27 protein-coding genes are annotated in these 26,108 nt (G+C 62.3%); all 27 read left to right on the top strand.

Annotated elements, in window-relative coordinates; genetic code table 11:
• The first annotated feature begins 241 nt into the window (after positions 1-241).
• The 27 genes from JOY50_RS00735 (at position 242) to flhB (ending at position 26,004) form a co-directional block, all read left to right on the top strand.
• Positions 242-1,171, top strand: coding sequence for a ketoacyl-ACP synthase III (locus JOY50_RS00735; protein WP_019471402.1), 930 nt, complete (start codon positions 242-244; stop codon positions 1,169-1,171).
• Positions 1,172-1,573: 402 nt separating this feature from the next.
• A complete protein-coding gene (locus JOY50_RS00730) occupies positions 1,574-3,271 on the top strand; it encodes a flagellin (RefSeq protein ID WP_243054644.1) in 1,698 nt (565 codons plus the stop codon).
• A gap of 76 nt (positions 3,272-3,347) precedes the next feature.
• On the top strand, positions 3,348-3,698 hold the full coding sequence (locus JOY50_RS00725; RefSeq protein WP_138737291.1) for a flagellar protein FlaG: 351 nt from the start codon (positions 3,348-3,350) through the stop codon (positions 3,696-3,698).
• 79 nt (positions 3,699-3,777) lie between these two features.
• Positions 3,778-5,133, top strand: a complete 1,356-nt coding sequence (gene fliD, locus JOY50_RS00720; RefSeq protein ID WP_138737292.1) for a flagellar filament capping protein FliD — start codon at positions 3,778-3,780, stop codon at positions 5,131-5,133.
• 78 nt (positions 5,134-5,211) lie between these two features.
• A complete protein-coding gene (fliS, locus tag JOY50_RS00715; RefSeq protein WP_138737293.1) occupies positions 5,212-5,607 on the top strand; it encodes a flagellar export chaperone FliS in 396 nt (131 codons plus the stop codon).
• Positions 5,608-5,625: 18 nt separating this feature from the next.
• A complete protein-coding gene (locus tag JOY50_RS00710; protein ID WP_132845442.1) occupies positions 5,626-5,919 on the top strand; it encodes a flagellar protein FliT in 294 nt (97 codons plus the stop codon).
• 170 nt (positions 5,920-6,089) lie between these two features.
• On the top strand, positions 6,090-7,565 hold the full coding sequence (fleQ, locus tag JOY50_RS00705; protein WP_243054643.1) for a transcriptional regulator FleQ: 1,476 nt from the start codon (positions 6,090-6,092) through the stop codon (positions 7,563-7,565).
• Positions 7,566-7,775: 210 nt separating this feature from the next.
• Positions 7,776-8,993: a PAS domain-containing sensor histidine kinase gene (locus JOY50_RS00700; RefSeq protein ID WP_243054642.1), complete on the top strand. Its 1,218-nt coding sequence runs from the start codon at positions 7,776-7,778 to the stop codon at positions 8,991-8,993.
• Positions 8,993-10,348: a sigma-54 dependent transcriptional regulator gene (locus JOY50_RS00695; protein WP_138737296.1), complete on the top strand. Its 1,356-nt coding sequence runs from the start codon at positions 8,993-8,995 to the stop codon at positions 10,346-10,348. The genes JOY50_RS00700 and JOY50_RS00695 overlap by 1 nt, the downstream gene beginning before the upstream one ends.
• A gap of 230 nt (positions 10,349-10,578) precedes the next feature.
• Entirely contained in the window at positions 10,579-10,911 is a 333-nt protein-coding gene (gene fliE, locus JOY50_RS00690; RefSeq protein ID WP_003254438.1) for a flagellar hook-basal body complex protein FliE, read from the top strand.
• Between the two features lie 15 nt (positions 10,912-10,926).
• Positions 10,927-12,705 (top strand): flagellar basal-body MS-ring/collar protein FliF, encoded by a 1,779-nt coding sequence (gene fliF / locus JOY50_RS00685; RefSeq protein ID WP_028613393.1) that lies wholly within the window; start codon positions 10,927-10,929, stop codon positions 12,703-12,705.
• On the top strand, positions 12,698-13,717 hold the full coding sequence (fliG, locus tag JOY50_RS00680; protein ID WP_016488432.1) for a flagellar motor switch protein FliG: 1,020 nt from the start codon (positions 12,698-12,700) through the stop codon (positions 13,715-13,717). Before fliF ends, fliG begins: the two co-directional genes overlap by 8 nt.
• 176 nt (positions 13,718-13,893) lie before the next feature.
• Positions 13,894-14,688: a flagellar assembly protein FliH gene (gene fliH / locus JOY50_RS00675; RefSeq protein ID WP_132845433.1), complete on the top strand. Its 795-nt coding sequence runs from the start codon at positions 13,894-13,896 to the stop codon at positions 14,686-14,688.
• Complete coding sequence (gene fliI, locus JOY50_RS00670; RefSeq protein WP_132845431.1) at positions 14,678-16,033, top strand: flagellar protein export ATPase FliI; 1,356 nt, start codon at positions 14,678-14,680, stop codon at positions 16,031-16,033. Before fliH ends, fliI begins: the two co-directional genes overlap by 11 nt.
• A 6-nt stretch (positions 16,034-16,039) precedes the next feature.
• Complete coding sequence (gene fliJ / locus JOY50_RS00665) at positions 16,040-16,492, top strand: flagellar export protein FliJ (RefSeq protein WP_132845428.1); 453 nt, start codon at positions 16,040-16,042, stop codon at positions 16,490-16,492.
• A 153-nt stretch (positions 16,493-16,645) separates the two neighbouring features.
• On the top strand, positions 16,646-16,951 hold the full coding sequence (locus JOY50_RS00660; RefSeq protein ID WP_019473829.1) for an STAS domain-containing protein: 306 nt from the start codon (positions 16,646-16,648) through the stop codon (positions 16,949-16,951).
• 8 nt (positions 16,952-16,959) lie between these two features.
• Positions 16,960-18,651: a fused response regulator/phosphatase gene (locus JOY50_RS00655; protein WP_243054641.1), complete on the top strand. Its 1,692-nt coding sequence runs from the start codon at positions 16,960-16,962 to the stop codon at positions 18,649-18,651.
• Positions 18,652-18,699: 48 nt separating this feature from the next.
• Entirely contained in the window at positions 18,700-19,047 is a 348-nt protein-coding gene (locus JOY50_RS00650) for an Hpt domain-containing protein (protein ID WP_019473827.1), read from the top strand.
• 72 nt (positions 19,048-19,119) lie between these two features.
• Positions 19,120-20,373 (top strand): flagellar hook-length control protein FliK, encoded by a 1,254-nt coding sequence (locus tag JOY50_RS00645; protein WP_138737298.1) that lies wholly within the window; start codon positions 19,120-19,122, stop codon positions 20,371-20,373.
• A gap of 218 nt (positions 20,374-20,591) precedes the next feature.
• Positions 20,592-21,089, top strand: coding sequence for a flagellar basal body-associated protein FliL (gene fliL, locus JOY50_RS00640; protein ID WP_132845422.1), 498 nt, complete (start codon positions 20,592-20,594; stop codon positions 21,087-21,089).
• A 9-nt stretch (positions 21,090-21,098) separates the two neighbouring features.
• Positions 21,099-22,067, top strand: a complete 969-nt coding sequence (gene fliM, locus JOY50_RS00635) for a flagellar motor switch protein FliM (RefSeq protein WP_013973595.1) — start codon at positions 21,099-21,101, stop codon at positions 22,065-22,067.
• A 47-nt stretch (positions 22,068-22,114) separates the two neighbouring features.
• Positions 22,115-22,582, top strand: coding sequence for a flagellar motor switch protein FliN (fliN, locus tag JOY50_RS00630; protein ID WP_132845420.1), 468 nt, complete (start codon positions 22,115-22,117; stop codon positions 22,580-22,582).
• A gap of 12 nt (positions 22,583-22,594) precedes the next feature.
• Positions 22,595-23,029 carry a flagellar biosynthetic protein FliO gene (gene fliO, locus JOY50_RS00625; protein ID WP_138737309.1) on the top strand — a complete coding sequence of 145 codons (435 nt, stop codon included), beginning with the start codon at positions 22,595-22,597 and terminating at the stop codon, positions 23,027-23,029.
• Positions 23,029-23,784: a flagellar type III secretion system pore protein FliP gene (gene fliP / locus JOY50_RS00620; RefSeq protein WP_016488421.1), complete on the top strand. Its 756-nt coding sequence runs from the start codon at positions 23,029-23,031 to the stop codon at positions 23,782-23,784. The genes fliO and fliP overlap by 1 nt, the downstream gene beginning before the upstream one ends.
• A 21-nt stretch (positions 23,785-23,805) precedes the next feature.
• Positions 23,806-24,075, top strand: coding sequence for a flagellar biosynthesis protein FliQ (gene fliQ, locus JOY50_RS00615; protein ID WP_012273497.1), 270 nt, complete (start codon positions 23,806-23,808; stop codon positions 24,073-24,075).
• 7 nt (positions 24,076-24,082) lie between these two features.
• Positions 24,083-24,859 carry a flagellar biosynthetic protein FliR gene (fliR, locus tag JOY50_RS00610; protein ID WP_019472904.1) on the top strand — a complete coding sequence of 259 codons (777 nt, stop codon included), beginning with the start codon at positions 24,083-24,085 and terminating at the stop codon, positions 24,857-24,859.
• Positions 24,860-24,861: 2 nt separating this feature from the next.
• Positions 24,862-26,004, top strand: a complete 1,143-nt coding sequence (gene flhB / locus JOY50_RS00605) for a flagellar biosynthesis protein FlhB (RefSeq protein WP_138737299.1) — start codon at positions 24,862-24,864, stop codon at positions 26,002-26,004.
• The last annotated feature ends 104 nt before the right edge of the window (positions 26,005-26,108 follow it).

Raw genomic sequence — 26,108 nt, 5'->3', positions numbered from 1 at the left:
CGCCTGGTCATTCCCCGAATTCTCCAGTCCCCACACCCTCGCCACGGCTTTCGTAGCATTTCAATGTGACCAATGAGTCAAAACGATCATCTTCCCTGTATTCTATGCAGCAGCTGTTGCAGCATTTTGTTACCGGTGCGCAGGTGAGCTCTGCCTTCAACCCCTGGCGGTGACGCCCCGGTATTTGGCGCCCTCAATTCATCGAGTGGTGGTCTTTGGCTGTTTTCATTGGGAAGCCAGAATGATTGGCATCAAAAGCATCGCGAGTTACGTGCCTACCGCTGGCCTGGACAACTACGTCCAGGGTGCGAAGTTCGGCAAGGACGAAGAGTTCATGTTCGGCAAGATCGGCGCGTCGTTCCTGCCGCGCAAGGCCGAAGAGCAAGAAACCTCCGACCTGTGCGTAGAAGCCGCCCAGGCCCTGTTCGCCAGCAACCCTGACCTGGATCCGCAGTCGATCGATGCGCTGATCGTGGTCACCCAGAATGGTGACGAAGAAGGCCTGCCGCACACCGCCGCCATCGTCCAGAGCAAGCTCGGCCTGTCCACCCGCGTGGCGGCGTTCGACGTGTCGCTGGGCTGCTCCGGTTACGTGTATGGCCTGTATGCGATCAAAGGCTTCATGGAAGCGGCAGGGCTGAAGAACGGCCTGCTGATCACTGCCGACCCGTATTCGAAGATCGTCGACCCGGAAGACCGCAACACCACCATGCTGTTCGGCGATGCTGCGACGGCTACCTGGATGGGAGAAGATGCGGTATGGAATCTGGGCCAGGCGCGTTTCGGCACTGATGGCTCCGGTGCCGAGCACCTGAAAGTCACTGACGGCAAATTCTTCATGAACGGCCGCCAAGTGTTCAACTTCGCCCTGGTCAAGGTGCCGGCGCACCTGCACGAGCTGCTGGATGCCAGCGGCCTGAAATCTTCCGATATCGATGCCTTCTGCATCCACCAGGGCAGTGCGGCGATTGTCGACGCCGTGGCGCGGCGCTTCGAAGAGCAGCACCCGGAGAAGTTTGTCAAGGACATGCTGGAAACCGGCAATACCGTGTCCTCCAGTGTGCCGCTGCTGCTGCAGAAGCACATGCTCGACGGCAGTTGGAAGCGTGTGGCGATCAGCGGCTTTGGCGTGGGCCTGTCGTGGGGCTCGGCCATTCTGTACCGCGACTGATCCCCCAGCAGTCCCAAAAAAGCGCCCGGCGGCCCCCGCCCGGCGCTTTTTTCATGCCTGCAAAATTCTGTGGCTTGGCGCCGCTTTCTGTGGGGGCGGGCATGCCCGCGAAGGCGACTCGGTGGATGGCCCCGGCTTTGCCGGTGTTCGCGGGCGCGCCCGCTCCCACAGATGGGGTGGCTGGGAGGTGAACTTCAGTTTGATTTGGTGTGGTTTTTGACGCCAATAAACCGCCCTTAACCCCTTGATTTTTCGAGGCTGGCCCCATGCCAGCATTTTTTTTTCGAAAAACCCCTCAAGCAACCCGCGCACCCGACGATAACCATTACGAAGGTTCTCTAGGCCACACCCGGCTGTCGCCAGGGCCGGAAGCCGCTGTATCCATTCAACGAGGAATTCGTCATGGCTTTGACCGTTAACACTAACATCACCTCCTTGGGCGTTCAGAAGAACCTCACCCGTGCTTCCGACGCGCTGGGCACCTCGATGTCCCGCCTGTCCTCTGGCCTGAAAATCAACAGCGCCAAAGACGACGCCGCTGGCCTGCAGATCGCCAACCGTCTGACCAGCCAGGTCAAAGGCCTGGCCGTTGGTGTGAAAAACGCCAACGACGGTATCTCCATCGCCCAGACCGCTGAAGGCGCGATGCAAGAATCCACCAACATTCTGCAGCGTATGCGCGAACTGGCCCTGCAATCGGCGAACGGCTCGAACAGCGATGACGACCGTGCTTCCCTGCAGCAAGAATTTACTGCCCTGACCGGCGAACTGAACCGTATCGCCAGCACCACCACCTTCGGTGGTCGTAACCTGCTGGACGGCTCGTTCGGTAGCACTTCGTTCCAGGTTGGTGCCAACGCTAACGAAACTATCTCGTTCGGCATGAGCAACCTGAGCGCAACCGGCCTGAAAGGTACCTACAGCGAAGCCAACGTTGCTGGTGTTGCTACCCAGATGAAGGCCTCGGTTACTGGCTCGCTGAACTACCAAGTTGGTGGTGCGTTCACCACTACTACTGCCGACCAGACTCTGACTCTAAACGGTACTGATATTGCGCTGGCCACCGGCACTGATGTCGACGGCGCCATTGCGGCAATCAACGCCAAGACCTCCGATACTGGCGTAACTGCTATCAAGGACTCTGCTGGCGAGTTGCAACTGACTTCGAAGAAAGCGTTCACCGCTTCGGCATCTTCGGCAGGCGTAATTGCTGGTATTTCGGGCACTGAAGTCACCGCGGCGAAAACCACCAAGTTGAACAACGATGCTGAAATCAGCATTAACGGTGTGTCGATTGCCTTGGCTGCACAGGATACTCTGGGTGGCGCAACAAGCGTTGTTTCGAAAATCAACGCCGAAACTGCGAACACTGGTGTTACTGCCAGCCTGACCAGCGATGGCCGTTTGCAGCTCGACTCCACTGACGCCGGTGTCGCAACTGGTAAAGCAATCACCCTGGCTGATGGCTCGGGCACCGATGGTGCAGGTACTCTCGCTGCGCTCGGCCTGTCGGCCGGCACCACCGAAACCAAGCTGACTGCCAACACCTCGCTCAACATCAACGGCGTTGAAGTTAAGTTCAACCAGGGCTCGACCATGGACGAAATCATCTCGTCCATCAACAGCGCCAGCACCGGTGTAACTGCTTCGAAGGTGACTACTGCCGGGGCCGACAAGATCTCCCTGTTCTCCGATAAGGACATCAAAATCGCTGAGGGCAGCGCTGGTACCGGCCTGACCATGCTGGGCCTGAGCGCTGGCTCCACCACTGCCGCCGCTCAGAACACCACGATGTCCGACTTGAGCATTCTGACCGCTGACGCCTCCCAGCAAGCCGTTCAGGCCCTGGACTCGGCTATCCAGCAGGTAGACAGCCAGCGCGCCCAGTTGGGTGCCGTGCAAAACCGCTTCAACAGCACCGTTTCCAACCTGCAAAGCATCTCGGAAAACTCTACCGCTGCCCGCAGCCGTGTACAGGACGCCGACTTCGCTTCGGAAACCGCTGAGCTGACCAAGCAGCAAACCCTGCAACAGGCTTCCACCGCGATCCTGTCCCAGGCCAACCAGCTGCCGTCGTCGGTACTGAAACTGCTGGGCTAATTTCAAAAGCTGAGTAGTTTGACGAAGGGTACGGCGACGTACCCTTTCGTCTTTCCAGAAAAAAGAGGTGCAAGAAATGGATATGAGCGTGAAACTGGGCCTGTCCTATCCCGCCTCCGCTGCGCCCGACACATTGACGAGCAAGCGGCAAGCAAGCGAGCAGGCAGCCAACGAGCCTGTCGTCAAAGAATCCAAGCCTGTAGCTCGAGAAGAGCTGGAAACCGCCGTAAGTGCGATCCAGGACTTCGTCAAGGCTTCAGAGCGACAACTCGACTTTTCGATCGATGACGCCTCCGGGCAGGTCGTGGTCAAGGTCATCGCCCGTCAAAGCGGCGAAGTCATCCGCCAGCTGCCTTCCGAAGTAGCGCTGAAACTGGCGGAAAACCTCAAGGATGCCAATAGCCTGTTGTTCGACACGCAGGTCTGAGTTGGCACGGCTTTTGTTGTAAAGCCGCACGGACGCGTTTTCGTCGAATTTTCGACGGTTACCGAAAAGGAGCATAAAGATGGCGAGTGCAACCATTACCGGCCTGGGTTCTGGCCTTAAGATCGACGAGATTGTCGCGGCCCTGACGGCTGCCGAAAAGGCGCCTAAGCAGGCGCAGATCAATACCCAGACCCAGAAGGCGACTACGTCCTTGTCGGCTATTGGCACTGTTAAAAGTGCACTCGACACTTATCGCTCCGCAATTGCCAAGCTTAATACCGCTACAAGCTTCAACGGCTTGAGCGGCACGTCTTCTGATAAGGCGGTGGCCAATATCACTATCGCCGATGGTGTCTCGACAGGCACCTACTCGTTAGAAGTGACCCAGCTGGCTAGTGCCTCGAAGATCTCGACCCAGGTGTACAGCGGCGCATCTGCTGTAATCAACAGCAGTGGCCAGGCCCAAACACTCACCATCGGTCAAGGCGACACAACCTATAGCGTCAACATTGCCGACGGGGCAACACTGCAGCAGACGCGGGATAGCATCAACAGCCAGTTGCAATCCAAAGGTGTCACCGCCAACATCGTGACCGATGCCAGTGGGTCGCGCCTGGTGTTTTCTTCGACCAAGATGGGTGCGGGCACCGAACTGACGTTGGGTGGCAGCTCTGATCTGGCAGTCGACACCAAGACCATTGCCGTTCCACAGAATGCGAAGTACAAGCTTGATGGCTTGGAGCTCGAATCAGCCTCCAACTCGGTGACTGATGCGGTAAGTGGTGTGAATATCGAGCTGGTCAAAGAGGGCAAGGTTTCGCTCTCGGTCAGCAATAATACGGATACCCTCAAGACATCCGTGCAGTCGTTCATCACTGCCTACAACGCTCTTATGACGTCCATCAACAGCGTTACAAAGGTAACGGCCGGCGCTGATGGCAGTAGCACCACCGGGGCTGCGCTGACGGGGGATGCCACGATGCGTTCGATGGTCAACTCGATCCGCAGCGAGCTAACACGCTCGGTTGGTGAGGGTGGCTTGAAGACCTTGTCTCAGCTGGGCATCAATACGGTCCAGAAAACCGGGCTGCTGGAGCTGAACGAGACCAAATGGAACGACGCGGTAAAAACCCATGCCGCTGATATCAGTGACCTGTTCACTGGGAAGGAAGGCTTGTTGACCCGTATGACCACGGCGACTGAGGGCTATGCTAAGACGGGTGGTATTCTTGCCTCGCGTCAGACGAGCCTGACTGCGCAGCTCAAGGAGCTCGAGTCTTCCCAGGAAGCGCTTGATCGCCGCATCGAATCGCTGACCGAGACCTTGACCAAGAAGTACAACGCAATGGATACGCTGGTGGCTCAGCTCAAGGCCAGCAGTGACAGCGTCATGACCACGCTCAATGCGCTAAACAAGTCCAACAGCGACGATTGATCGACTAAAGAAAGCCGTGACAGGGCCGATGCAATAACTATGCGGCCCCTGTCCAGCCCCGTTCATTGAGGATTCCCCATGCACCCGATGAGAGCCCTTCGCCAGTATCAGAAGGTCAATTCCCACGCCCAGATTTCCGAGGCCACGCCGCACCGCCTGGTGCAAATGCTGATGGAAGGCGGGCTTGACCGCATGGCGCAGGCCAAAGGTGCAATCGCCCGTGGGGACGTTGCTCAGAAGGGTGTGCTGCTCGGCAAGGCCATCGACATCATTGGTGGCCTGCGTGAAGGCCTGGACCGCGACAAGGCAGAAAGCCCTGAAGAGCTGGACCGATTGGACGAGTTGTATGCCTACATGACAACGCGCCTGATGCAGGCCAACCTGCACAGCGACCCGGCCATTATCGACGAAGTCGCCCAGCTGATGATCACAGTCAAAAGCGGCTGGGACGCGATCGCTTCCGCCGAGCAATAACACCCCAAGGAGCCCCCCATGAGCGCGTTGCAGCAAATTGAAGATACCCGCCAGGCCCTGACCCAGGCCTTGCAAGCGCGCGACTGGGCGGCCATCGGTGAGCTGGACCTGGTATGCCGGGCGCTGATGGAGGAAGTGTTGGAGGAAGAGCAGGGAGACGAGGCCGCCGTGCGGGCCAATCTGGAAGCGTTGATGGCGGTTTATCGTCAGCTGATCGACGTTGCAAGTGACGAGCGTCAATCCTTGGTCGCGCAAATGTCGAATATCAACCAAGCGAAACACGCCACAAAGGTATACCATCTGTTCAGCTGAAGCTGGGCAGAAAGCAACGCTTCGGCGCCATAAATTTGACTGCCTTTAAGTTTTTGACTTAACTAGTGTCTGTTCTCGAATTCCAGGCGTCCGAACACTGACCATTCAGTCGGAATGATGTCGAGCATGCCCCTGCAGGGCGGCGATATGACTAGGGAAGTTGCTATTGCATGTGGCGTGAAACCAAGATTCTGCTGATCGATGACGACAGCGCGCGCCGCCGCGATCTGGCGGTGGTGCTGAATTTCCTCGGGGAAGAAAACCTCGCTTGCTCAAGCCATGACTGGCAGCAAGCGGTCGAGTCGTTGTCTTCGAGCCGTGAAATATTGTGCGTGCTCATCGGCAGCGTAGATGCTCCGGGCAATCTCCTTGGGCTCGTTAAGACAGTGGCTGGGTGGGATGAGTTCCTTCCGGTGCTGCTTTTAGGTGAAATTTCTTCTGCGGAGTTCCCGGAAGACCTGCGCCGCCGGGTGCTGTCCAACCTGGAAATGCCACCAAGCTACAGCCAACTGCTGGATTCGCTGCACCGTGCCCAGGTCTATCGCGAGATGTACGACCAGGCGCGCGAGCGCGGCCGCCAACGTGAACCCAACCTGTTCCGCAGCCTGGTCGGCACCAGCCGTGCCATCCAGCACGTGCGGCAGATGATGCAACAAGTGGCCGATACCGACGCCAGCGTGCTCATCCTGGGCGAATCGGGCACCGGCAAGGAAGTGGTGGCGCGCAACCTGCACTACCACTCCAAGCGCCGCGAAGCGCCGTTTGTGCCGGTCAACTGTGGCGCGATCCCGGCCGAGCTGCTGGAAAGCGAACTGTTCGGCCACGAGAAGGGCGCCTTTACCGGGGCAATCACCAGCCGTGCCGGGCGTTTCGAGCTGGCCAACGGCGGTACCCTGTTCCTCGACGAAATCGGCGACATGCCGTTGCCGATGCAGGTCAAGCTGCTGCGTGTGCTGCAGGAGCGTACCTTTGAGCGTGTGGGTAGCAACAAGACCCAGAGCATCGATGTGCGCATCATCGCTGCAACGCACAAAAACCTCGAGACCATGATCGAGGACGGCACCTTCCGCGAAGACCTGTACTACCGCCTTAACGTGTTCCCCATCGAGATGGCGCCGCTGCGTGAGCGGGTGGAAGACATCCCGTTGCTGATGAACGAGCTGATTTCGCGCATGGAGCACGAGAAACGCGGGTCCATCCGCTTCAACTCCGCCTCGATCATGTCGCTGTGCCGCCACGGCTGGCCGGGCAACGTGCGTGAGTTGGCCAACCTGGTCGAGCGCATGGCGATCATGCACCCGTACGGGGTGATTGGCGTGTCCGAGTTGCCGAAGAAATTCCGCTACGTCGATGACGAAGATGAGCAGATGGTCGACAGCCTGCGCAGCGATCTGGAGGAGCGGGTGGCCATCAACGGGCACGCACCCAACTTCAGCAACCATGCGATGCTGCCACCCGAAGGCCTGGACCTGAAGGATTACCTGGGTGGCCTGGAGCAGGGCCTGATCCAGCAGGCGCTGGACGATGCCAACGGTATCGTTGCCCGTGCGGCTGAACGTTTGCGTATTCGCCGTACCACCCTGGTCGAGAAGATGCGCAAGTACGGCATGAGCCGCCAGGGCGGCGAGGACCAGGCTGAGGATTGAAGCCTGGCGGTCGCCTGTACCGGCCTCTTCGCGGGCTTGCCCGCTCCCACAGGGTCTGCAGAGGATTCGAGCCTTGCGCTGTACCTGTGTGCGGGCAAGCCCGCAAAGAGGCCGGTACAGGTTGCAACAAAACCCCATCCCCGGCACGGCTATTGCTACACCGCTGGCAACACACCGTTTTTATGACGGTCAGCCACGCGAGAGAGCACGATGCCCCAGGCCGCCCACGTAACCCGAGCCCCCAATCAGCAGGGGCAAACCCCGGTCGAGCAGGACAGCCACCAGGGTATCGAGCAAGCCTTCGCCCTGTTCAACCAGGTGTCCAGCCAACTCAGCCAGTCCTACAGCCTGCTCGAAGCCCGGGTCAGTGAACTCAAAGGCGAGCTGGCCGTGGTCAGTGCCCAGCGCATCGAAGAGCTGAGCGAAAAGGAACGCTTGGCCAACCGCCTGCAGAACCTGCTGGCCCTGCTACCCGGTGGGGTAATCGTGATCGATGGCCATGGCCTTGTACGTGAAGCCAACCCGGCTGCTTGCGAACTGCTCGGTGAACCGCTGATCGGCGAACTGTGGCGCCAGGTGATCGCCCGCAGCTTTGCGCCGCGCAGGGACGATGGCCACGAAGTCTCGCTACGCGATGGCCGTCGACTGTCCATCGCCACCCGCTCGCTGGATGCCGAACCCGGCCAACTCGTGCTGCTCAACGACCTGACTGAAACCCGTCGCCTGCAAGACCAGCTGGCCCGCCACGAGCGGCTGTCGTCGCTGGGGCGCATGGTCGCCTCGCTGGCCCATCAGATCCGCACGCCGCTGTCGGCCGCCATGCTCTATGCCAGTCACCTGGCCGATAGCGAGCAAGCGTTGAGCGCGGAAACCCGCCAGCGCTTCGCCAGTACCCTGAAGGAGCGCCTGCACGAGCTGGAGCACCAGGTGCGCGACATGCTGGTGTTCGCCCGTGGCGAGTTGCCGCTGGGTGATCGGGTTACCCCGAAAGCGTTGTTCCAGGCCCTGCAGCAAGCGGCCCAGGCCCATGTTCAAGGGCATGCAGTGCGCTGGCAGTGCGACAGCCATCTGGGCGAGTTGCTGTGTAACCGCGACACCCTGGTCGGTGCCTTGCTCAACCTGATCGAGAATGCCTTGCAGGCCAGCGAAGGCCCGGGGCGGTTGAAGGTGCACCTGTTCCGCCGCGAGCACACCCTGCACCTGTGCGTGAGTGATGCCGGTAGCGGTATCGACGCCGAGTTGTTGGCGCGTCTGGGTGAGCCGTTCCTGACTACCAAAGCCACCGGCACCGGCCTGGGCCTGGCGGTGGTTCAGGCTGTGGTGCGTGCGCACCAGGGTGCAATCAGCTTGCGTTCGAAAGTGGGCCGTGGCACCTGCGTACGGGTAGAGCTGCCGCTGATCGACGCGCAATTGGCGGAGGGGGTGTAATGGCAATCAAGGTGCTGCTGGTCGAGGACGACCGCGTATTGCGCCAGGCGCTGGGCGATACCTTGGAAATCGGCGGTTTCGCCTACCAGGCCGTGGGCAGTGCCGAAGAAGCGCTCGAGGCGGTGGTGGATGATGCCTTCAGCCTGGTGGTCAGCGATGTGAACATGCCCGGCATGGACGGGCATCAGTTGTTGAGCCAGTTACGCCGCCAGCAGCCCCAGTTGCCGGTGCTGTTGATGACGGCGCACGCCGCCGTAGAGCGTGCCGTCGAAGCAATGCGCCAAGGTGCTGCCGACTACCTGGTCAAGCCGTTCGAGCCCAAGGCGCTGCTCAGCCTGGTCGAGCGGCATGCCGCCGGGCGGGTGTCCGCTGACGAGGGCCCGGTGGCCTGCGAGCCGGCCAGCCGCCAATTGCTGGAGCTGGCAGCGCGTGTGGCGCGCAGTGACTCGACCGTGCTGATTTCCGGCGAGTCCGGCACCGGCAAGGAAGTGCTGGCGCGTTACATTCACCAGCAGTCGCCGCGGGCGGCGCAGCCCTTTGTGGCCATCAACTGCGCGGCCATCCCCGACAACATGCTCGAGGCCACCCTGTTCGGCCATGAAAAGGGTGCCTTCACCGGTGCCATCGCCGCTCAGGCCGGCAAGTTCGAGCAGGCCGAAGGCGGCACCTTGTTGCTCGACGAAATCTCGGAAATGCCAATGGCCTTGCAGGCCAAGCTGTTGCGCGTGCTGCAGGAGCGCGAAGTGGAACGGGTGGGCGGGCGCAAGCCGATCAGCCTGGACATCCGTGTGCTGGCCACGACCAACCGTGACCTGGCCGGCGAAGTGGCCGCCGGGCGCTTCCGGGAAGACCTGTACTATCGCCTGTCGGTGTTCCCCCTGGCCTGGTGCCCGCTGCGTGAGCGCCCGGGCGACATCCTGCAACTGGCCGAGCGCCTGCTGGCGCGCCATGCGGCCAAGATGAAACACGCCCCGGTACGCCTGTCGCCGCAGGCCCGGGCCTGCCTGCAGGCCTATGCCTGGCCGGGCAATGTGCGCGAACTGGACAACGCGCTTCAGCGGGCGTTGATCCTGCAGCAGGGTGGGGTGATCGAGGCGGCGGATTTCTGTCTGGCAGGCGCCATTCCATTGTCAGCCAGCACAGAGCCATCACCTGAAGTCTCCGCCGAGGCGAGCGGGCTGGGCGATGACATGCGCCGCCATGAGTACCAGATGATCATCGACACCCTGCGCGCCGAGCGCGGTCGGCGCAAAGAGGCGGCCGAACGCCTGGGCATCAGCCCGCGCACCTTGCGTTACAAGCTGGCGCAGATGCGCGATGCCGGGTTTGACGTCGAGGCCAGCCTGTTCGGCTGACACTGCGCCCCGCTGTGAATGCAGTCACCCCTGTGGGAGCGGGCGTGCCCGCGAAGAACCCCACGCGGTGACTGGCACCGGCTGCGCCGGTGTTCGCGGGCTCGCCCGCTCCCACAGGGGCCGTGTAAGCCCGTGAAAGGTGATTGCCAAGGCTGGCACCTTTGTTGCTTTACGTAGGCTATCCGCCGCATGAGTGTCAAAAAAATGCGGCCGCAGGAGAGAGAAGGGTCATGAGCCAAGGTGTTGAATTCAATCGTCTGATGCTGGACATGCGGGCCATGCAGGCCGATGCCATGTCGCTGCCAAAGGTCACCGCAGCCCCCGAGCTGGCACCGGGGCAGAGTACCTTTGCCGACATGCTTGGCCAGGCCATCGGCAAGGTGCATGAGACCCAGCAGGCATCGACCCAGCTGGCCAACGCCTTCGAGATCGGCAAGAGCGGCGTCGACCTGACCGACGTGATGATCGCTTCGCAAAAGGCCAGCGTGTCGATGCAGGCCATGACCCAGGTACGCAACAAGCTGGTCCAGGCGTATCAGGACATCATGCAGATGCCGGTTTGAGGACGGACGTAGACCATGGCTGAAGCAGTCGTCGACAACGCCCCCGCCAAGACTGGCTCGGCAGCGGCCAAGCGCCCGCTGCCAGGTATGTCGTTCCTGGAAAACATCGCGCAGATGCCCATGCTGCGCCAAGTCGGCCTCATGGTCGGCCTGGCGGCCAGCGTGGCAATCGGCTTCGCCGTGGTGCTGTGGTCGCAACAACCCGATTACCGTCCGCTGTACGGCAGCCTGTCGGGCATGGACACCAAGCAGGTCATGGACACCCTGGGTGCTGCTGACATTCCCTACAACGTTGAGCCCAACTCCGGAGCTCTGCTGGTCAAGGCCGACGACCTCTCCCGTGCGCGCCTGAAACTGGCGGCCGCCGGCGTGGCGCCCAGCGATGGCAATGTCGGCTTCGAACTGCTCGACAAGGAGCAGGGCCTGGGCACCAGCCAGTTCATGGAAGCCACGCGCTACCGCCGCAGCCTGGAAGGCGAACTGGCGCGTACCGTTTCCAGCCTGAACAACGTCAAGGCCGCGCGCGTGCACCTGGCCATCCCGAAAAGCTCGGTGTTCGTGCGTGACGACCGCAAGCCCAGCGCTTCGGTACTGGTCGAGCTGTACCCGGGCCGTGCCCTGGAGGCCGGTCAGGTGTTGGCTATCGTCAATCTGGTGGCGACCAGTGTGCCGGAGCTGGACAAATCCCAGGTCACCGTGGTCGACCAGAAGGGTAATTTGCTGTCCGAGCAGTTGCAGGACTCTGCCCTGACCGAAGCCGGCAAGCAGTACGACTACAGCCGCCGCATGGAAAGCATGCTCACCCAGCGCGTGCGCAACATCCTGCAGCCCGTGCTGGGCAATGACCGCTACAAGGCCGAGGTGTCTGCCGACCTGGACTTCAGTGCCGTCGAGTCCACCGCCGAGCAGTTCAACCCCGACCAGCCGGCGCTGCGCAGCGAACAGTCGGTTGACGAACAACGCGCCAGCAGCCAGGGCCCGCAAGGCGTGCCTGGCGCGTTGAGCAACCAGCCGCCAGGCGCTGCCTCGGCACCGCAAACCACCGGTGGCGCCGCTACCCCGGCCGCAGCCATTCAGCCTGGCCAACCGCTGGTGGATGCCAACGGCCAGCAGATCATGGACCCAGCCACCGGCCAACCGATGCTCGCACCGTACCCGTCGGACAAACGCCAGCAAAGCACCAAGAACTTCGAGCTGGACCGCTCCATCAGCCACACCCGCCAGCAGCAGGGGCGCATGACCCGCCTGTCGGTGGCGGTGGTGGTGGACGACCAGGTCAAGATCGACCCGGCCACCGGCAACACCAGCCGTGCACCGTGGGCTGCCGAAGACCTGGCGCGCTTCACCCGCCTGGTGCAGGACGCGGTCGGCTTCGACGCCAGCCGTGGTGACAGCGTAACGGTAATCAACGTGCCATTTGCCGCCGACCGTAACGAAGAAATTGCCGATATCGCCTTCTACCAGCAGCCGTGGTTCTGGGACATCGTCAAGCAAGTGCTGGGCGTGGTGTTCATCCTGGTGCTGGTGTTCGGCGTGCTGCGGCCGGTGCTCAACAACATCACAGGGGGCGGCAAGCAGGCTGCTTCGGATAGCGACATGGAGCTGGGCGGCATGGTGGGGTTGGATGGCGAACTGGCCAACGACCGCGTCAGCCTGGGTGGCCCGACAAGCATTCTGCTGCCTAGCCCGAGCGAGGGTTACGAGGCACAGCTCAACGCAATCAAAGGCCTGGTGGCCGAAGACCCGGGCCGTGTAGCCCAGGTCGTCAAAGACTGGATCAACGCCGATGAGTGATAACCGAGCCGTTACCGCCAAGCTGAGCCGCGTCGACAAGGCGGCAATCCTGCTGCTCTCGCTGGGCGAGACCGATGCGGCCCAGGTGCTGCGCCATATGGGCCCCAAGGAAGTGCAGCGGGTGGGTGTGGCCATGGCGCAGATGGGTAATGTGCACCGTGACCAGGTCGAGCAGGTAATGAGCGAGTTCGTCGACATTGTCGGCGACCAGACCAGCCTGGGCGTGGGGTCTGATGCCTACATCCGCAAGATGCTCAACCAGGCGCTGGGTGAGGACAAGGCCAATGGCCTGGTCGACCGCATCCTGCTGGGGGGCAACACCAGCGGCCTGGACAGCCTGAAGTGGATGGAGCCGCGCGCCGTAGCCGACGTGATCCGCTACGAGCACCCGCAGATCCAGGCCATCGTGGTCGCTTACCTCGACCCTGACCAGGCCGGTGAAGTGCTGAGCAACTTCGACCACAAGGTGCGCCTGGACATCGTCTTGCGCGTGTCGTCGCTGAATACCGTGCAGCCGGCGGCGCTGAAAGAGTTGAACCAGATCCTCGAGAAGCAGTTCTCGGGTAACTCCAACGCCGCGCGTACCACCTTGGGTGGCATCAAGCGCGCAGCCGACATCATGAACTTCCTCGACAGCTCCGTGGAAGGTGCGTTGATGGATGCGATCCGCGAAGTCGACAGCGACCTGTCGGAGCAGATCGAAGACCTGATGTTCGTCTTCAACAACCTGGCCGACGTCGACGACCGTGGTATCCAGGCGCTGCTGCGCGAAGTGTCGTCCGACGTGCTGGTGGTGTCGCTCAAGGGCGCAGACGAGCGGGTCAAGGACAAGATTTTCAAGAACATGTCCAAACGTGCCTCGGAACTGCTGCGCGACGATCTGGAGGCCAAGGGGCCGGTGCGGGTCAGCGACGTGGAAACGGCGCAGAAGGAAATCCTCACCATCGCCCGCCGCATGGCCGAGGCCGGCGAGATCGTGCTCGGCGGCAAGGGTGCCGAGGAAATGATCTGATCCATCAGGTCAAAAAAATGGTGGGGCTGGTACGGTCATTGTGGGAGCTGGCTTGCCGGCGATGAGGCCAGCCCAGGAAGAGCCTTTGCATGGCAAGGGCTGCGCCCTTGATCGCCGGCAAGCCAGCTCCCACAAGGCCCCTATGGGTCGAACATGCTTGTTGAGTACTTTAAAACATGTCCACCAAAGAACATCACCCCAGCGACCTGATCCGCGCCCGCGACCTCGAGGGCGTGGACGTGTGGACGCTGCCCAGCTTCGACCCGGAGCCAGAGCCCGTACCCGAGCCTGAGCCGGAACCCGAGCCGGTCGAGGAAGAAATCGAGGAAGTGCCGCTGGAAGAAGTCCAGCCACTCACCCTCGAAGAGCTCGAGGCCATCCGCCAGGAAGCCTACAACGAAGGCTTCGCCACCGGCGAGCGCGAGGGTTTTCACAGTACCCAGCTCAAGGTCCGCCAGGAGGCCGAGGCGGCCCTGAAGGCCAAGCTCGACAGCCTTGAGCAACTGATGGCCAACCTGATGGAGCCCATCGCCGAGCAAGACACGCAGATCGAGAAAACCCTCGTGCACCTGGTGGCGCACATGACCCGCCAGGTGATCGGCCGCGAATTGCGCAACGACTCCAGCCAGATCACCCAGGTGCTGCGCGAAGCCCTGAAGCTGCTGCCCATGGGGGCGGACAATATCCGCATCCACCTCAACCCACAGGACTTCGAACTGGCCAAGGCCCTGCGCGAACGCCATGAGGAAAACTGGCGGCTGCTGGAAGACAGCGCACTGCTACCGGGGGGCTGCCGTATCGAGACTGCCCATAGCCGCATCGATGCAAGCATGGAAACGCGTATCGAGAAAGCCGTGGCGCAGCTGTTCGACCAGTTGCACGACCATTCCCTGCACCCGGCGGCGCCAGACATGTCGGTAGACCTGAACGCCCCCGTCGAGCGTTCGGTGGAAAGCCCTGATGCACCTTAAACGCACCAGCTTTGGCAAGCGCCTGGGCAGTTATGCCGAGGCCATCGAGCTGCCGGCCCAGCCCATCGTCGAAGGCCGCCTGCTGCGCATGGTCGGGCTCACCCTGGAGGCCGAAGGCCTGCGCGCCGCCGTGGGTAGCCGCTGCCTGGTGATCAACGACGACAGCTACCACCCAGTCCAGGTGGAAGCCGAAGTCATGGGGTTTGCCGGGCCCAAGGTGTTCCTCATGCCGGTCGGCAGCATTGTCGGTATCGCCCCTGGCGCCCGGGTGGTGCCGCTGGATGACGGCGGCCGGCTGCCCATGGGCATGAGCATGCTAGGTCGGGTGCTGGACGGCGCCGGCCGCGCGCTGGATGGCAAAGGCGGGATGAAGGCCGAGGATTGGGTGCCGATGGACGGGCCGGTGATCAACCCGCTCAATCGTGACCCCATCAGCAAGCCGCTGGACGTGGGCATACGCAGCATCAATGGCCTGCTGACCGTCGGTCGCGGCCAGCGCCTGGGCCTGTTCGCAGGTACTGGCGTGGGTAAGTCGGTGTTGCTGGGCATGATGACCCGCTTCACCGAAGCCGAGATCATCGTGGTAGGCCTGATCGGCGAACGGGGCCGTGAGGTGAAGGAATTCATCGAGCACATCCTGGGTGAGGAGGGCCTCAAGCGCTCGGTGGTGGTGGCTTCGCCTGCCGACGATGCGCCGCTGATGCGCCTGCGCGCTGCCATGTATTGCACGCGCATTGCCGAGTACTTCCGCGACAAGGGCAAGAACGTGCTGTTGCTGATGGACTCGCTCACCCGTTTCGCCCAGGCCCAGCGGGAAATCGCCCTGGCCATCGGTGAGCCGCCGGCCACCCGGGGTTACCCGCCGTCTGTATTCGCCAAGCTGCCCAAGCTAGTGGAACGGGCGGGCAATGGCGAGGCGGGTGGTGGTTCCATCACCGCGTTCTACACCGTGTTGTCCGAAGGTGATGACCAGCAGGACCCGATCGCCGACTCGGCGCGGGGTGTGCTTGACGGCCACTTCGTGCTGTCGCGCCGGTTGGCCGAGGAAGGGCATTACCCGGCGATCGACATCGAAGCGTCGATCAGCCGGGTCATGCCCCAGGTGGTCGATGCCGACCACTTGCGCCAGGCGCAGAAGTTCAAGCAACTGTGGTCGCGCCTGTCGCAAAGCCGCGACCTGATCAGCGTGGGCGCCTATGTGGCCGGCGGCGATCCGGAAACCGACCTGGCCATTGCCTTGCAGTCGAAGCTGGTGGAGTTTCTGCGCCAAGGCCTGCATGAGAATGTGGGCATGGCGCAGAGCCGCGAACAGCTGGGGGCGATTTTCACGCCCCCGGCAGGCTGATAGGGCATGGCGCTGCCCGGACGCGCGGCGCGCCTGGCGCCGGTGGTGGACATGGCCGAAGAGGCCGAGCGCAAGGCCGCCCAGCGCCTGGGGCATTTCCAGCAGCAAGTGGCCACGGCCCAGGCCAAGCTGGCCGAACTCGAACGGTTTCGGGAGGATTACCAGCAGCAGTGGATCAACCGCGGCGGGCAGGGGGTCAATGGCAGCTGGCTGGTCAACTACCAGCGTTTCCTGGGGCAGCTGGAAACGGCCATGACCCAGCAGCGCCAGAGCCTGGTGTGGCACCAGAACAACCTCAACAACGCCCGTGGCATCTGGCAGCAGGCTTATGCCCGGGTAGAGGGTTTGCGCAAGCTGGTGCAGCGCTACATGGACGAAGCCCGGCGCGCCGAAGACAAGCGTGAGCAGCGGTTGCTGGACGAACTGTCGCAGCGCCTGCCCCGCCAAAACCATTTTTAACCTGTGCCGGCCCTATCGCCGGCAAGCCAGCTCCCACAGGTGCTGCACAGGGTCCGAGTCTGGTGCAGGCCATAGTTATGACCTTGCTACACCTGCTCCAGCCTGCTAAACCTTAATGGAGTTGCATTCGCCATCATCGAAGGAATCGCTAGCATGGCAGTCGAGACTGATTTTTCGCAGGAAGGGAAAAAGCTGACGATCAAGATCAAGGGGCGCTTCGATTTCGGCAAGCATCAGGAATTTCGTGACGCCTATGAACGCCAGCCCTATCGGCCCGAATCGGTGATCGTCGACCTGAAAGACACCACCTACCTCGACAGTTCCGCGCTCGGCATGCTGTTGTTGCTGCGTGATCATGCGGGCGGCGATGAGTCGGATGTGCGCGTGGTGCATGCCAGCTCCGATGTGCGCAAGATCCTCGCCATTTCCAATTTCGAAAAGCTTTTCGACATCAGTTGAGCGTCGATATGCCCGCCGAACAGGCGTTGACCGTGCTGGTCGCCGAAGACGGAGCCGCTGACCGACTGCTGCTGGCGCAGATCGTCCGCCGCCAGGGCCATCAGGTATTTACCGCAGAAAACGGCGAGCAGGCGGTGGCGCTGTTCATCGAGCGGCGCCCGCAGCTGGTGCTGCTGGATGCGCTGATGCCGGTGATGGATGGCTTTGAGGCGGCGCGGCAGATCAAGGCCCTGGCCGGCGAGGCGCTGGTGCCGATCATTTTCCTGACGTCGCTGAATGAGGAGGAGGGCCTGGTGCGCTGCCTGGAGGCCGGGGGCGATGATTTCATGGCCAAGCCCTACAGTGCGGTGATCCTCGGCGCCAAGATTCGCGCCATGGACCGCCTGCGCCGGCTGCAGGCTACCGTGCTGGAGCAACGCGACCAGATTTCCCGGCACCACCACCACCTGCTCAACGAGCAGCGGGTGGCCAAGGCGGTATTTGACAAGGTGGCCCACTCCGGCTGCCTTTCTGCCCCCAACATCCGCTACCTGCAATCGCCCTATGCGCTGTTCAATGGCGACCTGATGCTGGCCGCATTCACGCCGGCCGGCGACATGCGCGTGCTGCTTGGTGATTTCACCGGCCACGGCCTGCCGGCGGCGGTGGGGGCAATGCCCCTGGCCGAGGTGTTCTACGGCATGACCGCCAAGGGCTACGGCATGGCGCAGATCCTGCGCGAGATGAACGCCAAGCTCAAACGCATCCTGCCGGTGGACATGTTCTGTTGTGCACTGCTACTTGACCTCAGCTTGCAGCGTGGCTCGGTAGAGGTGTGGAACGGCGGCATGCCCGATGGTTATCGCTTGTCGGTTGCTGGCCAGGTGCTATCATCTCTGAGCTCTCGGCACCTGCCCCTGGGTATCCTGGCGGCGGAGCGTTTCGATGACAGCACCGAAGTATTGCCGTTGGCGCCAGGTGAACGCCTGTTGTTGTTGTCGGACGGCGTGCTGGACACCGCCGACGACCAGGAGCGGCTATTCGGCGTGCAGCGCCTGCGTACGGTGTTGGCCGACAATCGCGACCCAGCGCGGCTGTTCGACGAAGTGATGCAGGCGCTGGAGCGTTTTGGCGGGCACCGGCGTGATGACATCAGCCTGTGCGACATTCGCATGTTCAGCGCTGAAGAACGGGTGCCGGCGCCGATGATCTACTCTGATAGCGGCCGCTCCAGCCCGCTGGACTGGTCGCTGCGGTTCGAGGTGCGTGGCGAGAGCCTCAAGCGCTTCAACCCGGTGCCTTACCTGGTGCAGTTGCTGCAAGAAATACACGGCCTGCGCGCGCGTACCGGCAGCCTGCACGCAGTACTAAGCGAACTGTATTCCAACGCGCTGGAACATGGGGTTCTGGGCCTGGACTCGCGGCTCAAACGCGATGTGCAGGGGTTTGCCGATTATTATCAGGAGCGCGCCCGACGGCTGGGTGTGGTGACCGACGGTTTCGTGCGCATCGACTTTACGGTTGAACCGCACGCCGATGGCGGGCGTCTGATGGTCGAGGTCCTCGACAGCGGCGCCGGGTTCGATGTGCAGCATGTGCTGTCGCGGCCTTCGCTGGCGCAGGGCCTGAGCGGGCGAGGGCTGAAACTGGTTCAGCGGCTGGCCAGCAACAGCCGCTGGAGCGAGGGCGGGCGTTGCGCACATGTAGAGTTCGAATGGTGAGCCACAGGTTGGCTCGGGCATAATCTGGCTTGATCAAGGAGTGAACAAGTGACTGACATGCATATTGACCACAAGGTACTCAGTGACCTGCGTGAAGTCATGGAGGATGGCTACCTGCAGTTGGTGCAAACCTTTCTCGACGACTCCGAACGCCGCCTGAGCCAGCTGCACGCGGCCAGAAGCGCCGAGGAGCTCGGTGCGGCCGCCCACAGTTTCAAGGGCAGCAGCAGCAACATGGGCGCCGTGGCCCTGGCTGGCCTGTGTCAGCAACTGGAAGACCGCGCGCGGCGGCCGCCGCTGTATGGTATCGAAGACCTGATCAACCGCATCGACCTTGAATATGTCGAGGTGCAGCACTTCTATCGGGGTGAGCAGCAGCGTATTTCTGCAGGCTGAAGTGTAAGTTGGCGCGAGTCTTGCCTGTTTCTGGCCGAATGATCTTTTTGTTTCTGGCGCGGAGACCGCTCAATGCCTGTCGCACCCAACCCTTTGTTGCAAGCCAACGCCATTGCAAGCACCTCGCGTTCGGCCACCGCGCAGGCGGATAAACCGCTGCAGGCGTTGGGTGACAAGGGCGACGCCTTTGGCCAGGTGATGGCCAGGCAGGGGCGTGACAAGGCCCCCGGGCAGGATGACAAGGTCGCCCGGGCCACACCAAAGGACAAACCTGAGGCGCCAGCGGGTGGCAAGAAAGATGCCGCCGACACAACCGCGGTTGCCGATGACGGCAACAAGTTGCCAGCTGACGACGCCGCCCAAGCCGATACCGGCCTGCGTGATGCCAGCCTGGTGGCCGGCCAGGTCACTGATGCCCAGCCTGGCGCACAGCTGATCCAGGCCCAGGCCGAGGCCGTTGCGCCAGTGTTGCAGGCTGCCACGGCGCAGGTAGCGGCAGAGCCCGAAGAGCCCTCTGCCGAAGAGGCCTTCGACCCCGATGCCGACCCGTTGGCCAATTTGCCAACCTTGCGCCTGGCGCTGGAGCACAGCGCCCAGGCCAAAGGTGGAACCTCGGCACATGCTCTGGATCCGTCCAAGGCCCAGGGCGAGGATGGGCAGGCCGCCGTCAATACCTTGGCGAACCTGGTGGAAAATACCGAGGGTGAAGCAGGCGAGCCGGGTGACAAGGCCTTCGGTGCCTTGCTTGAGGATGGCCTGAAAGACACCAAGAGCGCCAGTAGCGACACCCGCATCGATGATTTCGCCAACCGTCTGGCCAGCCTGACCCAAGCTGCCACGGCCAAGACCGCCAACGCCGTGCCGGCCAATGCCGGGCCGCTGCACCAGCCATTGCCGATGAACCAGGGGGCCTGGGCCGAGGGCTTGGTCAACCGGGTCATGTACCTGTCCAGCCAGAACCTCAAGTCGGCGGATATCCAGCTGGAGCCGGCCGAGCTGGGTCGGTTGGACATTCGCGTCAATGTAGCGACGGACCAGTCGACCCAGGTCACCTTCATAAGCGGCCACGCCGGTGTGCGTGATGCCCTCGACAGCCAGGTGCACCGCCTGCGCGAACTGTTCGCCCAGCAGGGGCTGGCCCAGCCGGATGTCAACGTGGCCGACCAGTCGCGCGGGCAACAGCAGCAGGGGCAGGCGCAGGGCAGCAACCTGTCCGGGGTGGCGGCGCGGCAGGCGGAGCAGGGCGGAGCCGAGCCAGTCGAAGGCAGCCGGCCTGTGGAGCAGCAGGTGGTTATCGGCGACAGTGCGGTTGACTACTACGCCTGACTCTTCATTTGCAGTGTCGGCCTCTTCGCGGGCATGCCCGCTCCCACAGGAGTTTCATCGCTTTCAAATCCTTTGCGGCACCTGTGGGAGCGGGCGTGCCCGCGAAGAAGGCAGCACCGTAAAACCTGCTGGAACCCATCGTCTGCAAAATCTGGCATAACACTTGCTCAAGCCAAGCCATCCACCTCTGAACCCCCGATGGACGACGGATTATTGGCATGGCGAATAGCGAAGCAGTCAAAGACCCCGCCACTAAAGGCAAACTCAAGCTGATCCTGCTGGCCGTCGCAGGCCTGTTGCTGGCGATCGGCCTTTCGGTGGGCGCTACCTGGTTCATCATGCACAAGAGCGAGTCGGCCCCGGCCGCCGAGCCTTCGGCCAGCAACGCCAAGGCTGCGGCGATCTACGAGGCGCTGACCCCGGCATTCGTGGTGAATTTCAACCAGAACGGCCGCCAGCGCTACATGCAACTGAGCATCACGATGCTGGCACGTAACCAGGCCGACCTGGATGCCCTCAAGGTGCACATGCCGGTGATCCGCAACAACCTGGTGATGATGTTCTCCGGGCAGGGCTTCGACTCCCTGGCCAGCAGCCCGGTCGGGCAGGAGATGTTGCGCCAGAAGGCTACAGCAGTGGTCCAGGAAGTGGCGCAGAAGGAAGTCGGCAAGCCGGTCATCGACCAGTTGCTGTTCACCAATTTCGTATTGCAGTAGGAGTCCGCAATGGCCGTACAGGACCTGCTGTCCCAGGATGAAATCGATGCCCTGTTGCACGGCGTCGACGACGGGCTGGTGCAGACCGAAAGCGCATCCGAGCCTGGCAGTATCAAAAGCTACGACCTGACCAGCCAGGACCGTATCGTGCGGGGTCGCATGCCGACCCTGGAAATGATCAACGAGCGCTTCGCCCGTTATACCCGTATCAGCATGTTCAACCTGCTGCGCCGTTCTGCCGACGTGGCCGTGGGTGGCGTGCAGGTGATGAAGTTCGGCGAATACGTGCACTCGCTGTACGTGCCGACCAGTCTCAACCTGGTCAAGATCAAGCCGCTGCGCGGCACCTCGCTGTTCATCCTCGATGCCAAGCTGGTGTTCAAGCTGGTGGACAACTTCTTCGGTGGCGATGGCCGCCATGCCAAGATCGAAGGCCGCGAATTCACCCCTACCGAACTGCGCGTGGTGCGCATGGTGCTGGACCAGTGTTTTGTCGACCTCAAGGAAGCCTGGCAGGCGATCATGCCGGTCACCTTCGAGTACATGAACTCTGAGGTCAACCCGGCCATGGCCAACATTGTCGGCCCCAGCGAGGCGGTGGTGGTGTCCACCTTCCACATCGAGCTGGACGGCGGTGGCGGCGACCTGCACGTGACCATGCCGTACTCGATGATCGAGCCGGTGCGGGAAATGCTCGATGCCGGCTTCCAGTCCGACCTGGACGACCAGGACGAGCGCTGGGTCAAGGCCCTGCGTGAGGACGTGCTGGATGTAGCGGTGCCGCTGACCGCCACGGTCGCCCGCCGCCAGCTGAAGCTGCGCGATATCCTGCACATGCAGCCTGGCGACGTGATCCCGGTGGAGCTGCCCGAGCACCTGGTGCTGCGCGCCAACGGCGTGCCGTCGTTCAAGGCGCGCCTGGGTTCGCACAAGGGCAACCTGGCCCTGCAGATCATCGACCCGATCGAACGCCGCTGAAGGCGTGCCGGTCGCTCATAACGAATTGAATGCCTGTCGAGGAAACCATGGCTAACGAAAACGAGATCACCTCTGCAGAGGACCAGGCGCTGGCCGATGAGTGGGCTGCGGCCCTGGAAGAAACCGGCTCGGCCGGGCAGGACGACATCGATGCGCTGCTGGGCGGTAATACCGGTAGCAGCGGCGGCCCCGGCCGCATGCCGATGGAAGAGTTCGCCAGCTCGCCGAAGCCGAACGAAAACGTCAGCCTCGAAGGCCCGAACCTGGACGTGATCCTGGACATTCCGGTGAACATTTCCATGGAAGTGGGCAGCACCGAGATCAACATCCGCAACCTGCTGCAGCTCAACCAGGGCTCGGTGATCGAGCTTGACCGCCTGGCCGGCGAGCCGCTCGACGTGCTGGTCAACGGCACGCTGATCGCCCATGGCGAAGTGGTGGTGGTCAACGAGAAGTTCGGCATTCGCCTGACCGACGTGATCAGCCCCAGCGAACGTATCAAGAAGCTGCGCTGAGTGAAGGGCACGATGCGCGCCATTGCGGCGTTCGCTGCACTGCTGGCCAGCCAGGCCTGTCTGGCAGCGGCCACGCCGGCGGCGACCCCGGCAACGGCGCCTGGCAGCCTTGGCGGGCAGTTGGCGCAGATGGTCTTCGGTCTGCTGCTGGTGGTGGGCCTGATCTTCTTCCTGGCCTGGGTGCTGCGGCGCATGCAGAGTACGGCGGTAAAGGGTGGGCAGGTGATCGAGATCGTCGGCAGCCGGGCCATCGGCCCGCGTGACCGCCTGCTGCTGGTGCAGGTGGGCAAGGAGCAGATCCTGATTGGCCACACCCCCGGTAGCATCCAGGCGCTGCATGTGCTGGCCGAACCCGTGGAAGTGCCGGCTGGCGCACGTCAGGCAACGCCGGAATTTGCCCAGCGGTTGATGGAGCTGATGGGCAAGGACCCTAAGGACAAGAAGTGATGAGCGGCCCGCTGCGTATGTTGTTGACTTTGGCGCTGCTGCTGGCTGCGCCGCTGGCCCTGGCCGCCGACCCGTTGTCGATCCCGGCCATTACCCTGTCCAACGGGGCGGACGGGCAGCAGGAGTATTCGGTCAGCCTGCAGATTCTGCTGATCATGACGGCGCTCAGCTTCATCCCGGCGTTCGTCATCCTGATGACCAGCTTTACCCGCATCATCATCGTGTTCTCGATCCTGCGGCAGGCCCTGGGCCTGCAGCAGACGCCGTCGAACCAGATCCTGACCGGCATGGCGCTGTTCCTGACCATGTTCATCATGGCGCCGGTGTTCGACCGGGTGAACCAGGACGCCCTGCAGCCGTACCTCAAGGAGCAGATGACCGCCCAGCAGGCCATCGACAAGGCCCAGGTGCCGCTCAAGGACTTCATGCTGGCGCAAACCCGGCAAAGCGACCTCGACCTGTTCATGCGCCTGTCCAAGCGCACCGACATCGCCGGCCCCGACCAGGTCCCGCTGACGATTCTGGTGCCGGCATTCGTTACCTCCGAGCTGAAAACCGCGTTCCAGATCGGCTTCATGATCTTCATCCCGTTCCTGATCATCGACATGGTGGTGGCCAGTGTGCTGATGGCCATGGGTATGATGATGCTGTCGCCGCTGATCATCTCGCTGCCGTTCAAGATCATGCTGTTCGTGCTGGTGGATGGTTGGGCGCTGATCATGGGCACCCTGGCCAGCAGTTTCGGCGGCGTCTGACGCCGTCAAGGAGAGCCGCCGATGACACCTGAAGTAGCTGTCGACCTGTTCCGTGACGCCCTGTGGCTGACCACCCTGATGGTTGCCGTGCTGGTGGTGCCGAGCCTGCTGGTGGGCCTGGTGGTGGCGATGTTCCAGGCCGCCACGCAGATCAACGAACAAACCCTGAGCTTTCTGCCGCGCCTGCTGGTCATGCTGATTACGCTGATCGTTGCCGGGCCCTGGCTGGTACAGAAGTTCATGGAGTACATCACCACCCTTTACACCAACATCCCGCAGCTGATCGGTTGACGCGGATATGCTGGAGCTGACCGACACGCAGATCGGCACCTGGGTCGCCACCTTCATCCTGCCGTTGTTCAGGGTGACTGCGGTGCTGATGACCATGCCGATCCTTGGCACCCGCATGCTGCCGGCGCGGGTGCGCCTGTACGTGGCGGTGGCCATTACCGTGGTGATCGTGCCGGCGCTGCCACCGTTGCCCGAATTCGACCCGCTAAGCCTGCGTGGCCTGTTGCTGTGCGCCGAACAGATCATTGTGGGTGCGCTGTTCGGCCTGGCCTTGCAGTTGCTGTTCCAGGCTTTCGTGATTGCCGGGCAGATCGTCGCGGTGCAGATGGGTATGGCCTTCGCCTCGATGGTCGACCCTGCCAACGGCGTGAACGTCACGGTGATCAGCCAGTTCATGACCATGCTGGTGAGCGTGCTGTTCCTGTTGATGAACGGCCACCTGGTGGTGTTCGAAGTGCTGACCGAAAGCTTTACCACCTTGCCGGTGGGCAACGCGCTGGTGGTCAACCAGTTCTGGGAGCTGGCCGGGCGGCTGGGATGGGTCTTTGCGGCCGGCCTGTTGCTGATCCTGCCGGTGATTGCTGCCTTGCTGGTGGTGAACATTGCCTTCGGCGTGATGACCCGCGCCGCGCCGCAGTTGAACATCTTCTCCATTGGCTTTCCGCTGACCCTGGTCATGGGTATGTTCATTTTCTGGGTCGGCCTGGCCGATGTGCTGTCCCACTACCAGGCATTGGCCAGCGAAGCGCTGCAATGGCTGCGTGAACTGGCGAGGGCGCGCTGAGCATGGCAGAAAGCGAGAGCGGTCAGGACAAGACAGAAGACCCCACCGACAAGCGCAAGCGCGATGCCCGCGAGAAAGGCGAGATCGCCCGCTCCAAGGAGCTGAACACGGTGGCGGTGACCCTGGCTGGCGCCGGCGGCCTGCTGGCATTCGGCGGTCATATGGCCGAGACGTTGCTGAGCATCATGCGCATGAACTTCAGCCTGACCCGCGACATCATTGTCGACGAGCGGGCCATGGGCGCCTTTCTGCTGGCCTCGGGCAAGATGGCGATATGGGCGGTGCAGCCGGTGCTGATCCTGCTGTTCGTGATTTCCTTCGTGGCACCTATTGCCCTCAGCGGCTTCCTGTTCTCTGGCAGCTTGCTGCAGCCAAAATTCAGCCGCATGAACCCGTTATCGGGGATCAAGCGCATGTTCTCGATGAATAGCCTGACCGAGCTGCTCAAGGCGCTGGCCAAGTTCTTCGTGATCTTGATAGTCGCGGTGGTGGTGCTGTCCAACGACCGCCAGGCCTTGCTGGCGATTGCCAATGAGCCGATGGAGCAGGCGATCATCCACAGCCTGCAGGTGGTGGGTTGGAGTGCCTTGTGGATGTCGGCCGGGCTGTTGCTGATTGCTGCGGCGGACGTGCCGTTCCAGCTGTACCAGACGCACAAGAAAATGAAGATGACCAAGCAGGAAGTGCGCGACGAGTACAAGGACAGCGAGGGCAAGCCGGAGGTCAAGCAACGCATTCGCCAACTGCAGCGCGAGATGTCGCAGCGGCGCATGATGGCGGCGGTGCCGCAGGCTGACGTGATCATTACCAACCCGACGCACTATGCGGTGGCCCTGCAGTACGACCCGGAGAAGGGCGGGGCGGCGCCGTTGCTGCTGGCCAAGGGTGCCGACTTCATGGCCTTGAAGATTCGGGAGATTGGCGTGGAGCACAAGATCCAGATTCTCGAATCGCCGGCGCTGGCGCGGGCGATCTACTACTCCACCGAGCCTGAGCAGGAAATCCCGGCAGGCCTGTACCTGGCCGTTGCGCAGGTGCTGGCCTATGTGTTCCAGATCCGCCAGTACCGCGCCGGCAGGGGTAAGCGGCCAGAGCCGTTGAAAGAAGATTTGCCGATCCCGCCGGACCTGCGCCGCGACAGTTGACCTCTTGTTATCCGGAAGGGCGGCGCGGTGCCTGTAGGAGCAGCCTTGTGCTGCGAAGAGGCCGGTAAGGCTGAAGTTGATCTTCGCTTGCAATGGCCTCTTCG

The organism is Pseudomonas sp. BP01 (genome assembly GCF_022760795.1).
Classification (GTDB): Bacteria; Pseudomonadota; Gammaproteobacteria; order Pseudomonadales; family Pseudomonadaceae; genus Aquipseudomonas; species Aquipseudomonas putida_Q.
The sequence above is the reverse complement of the archived record's forward strand: the minus strand, read 5'-3'. Positions and strand labels throughout refer to the sequence as shown.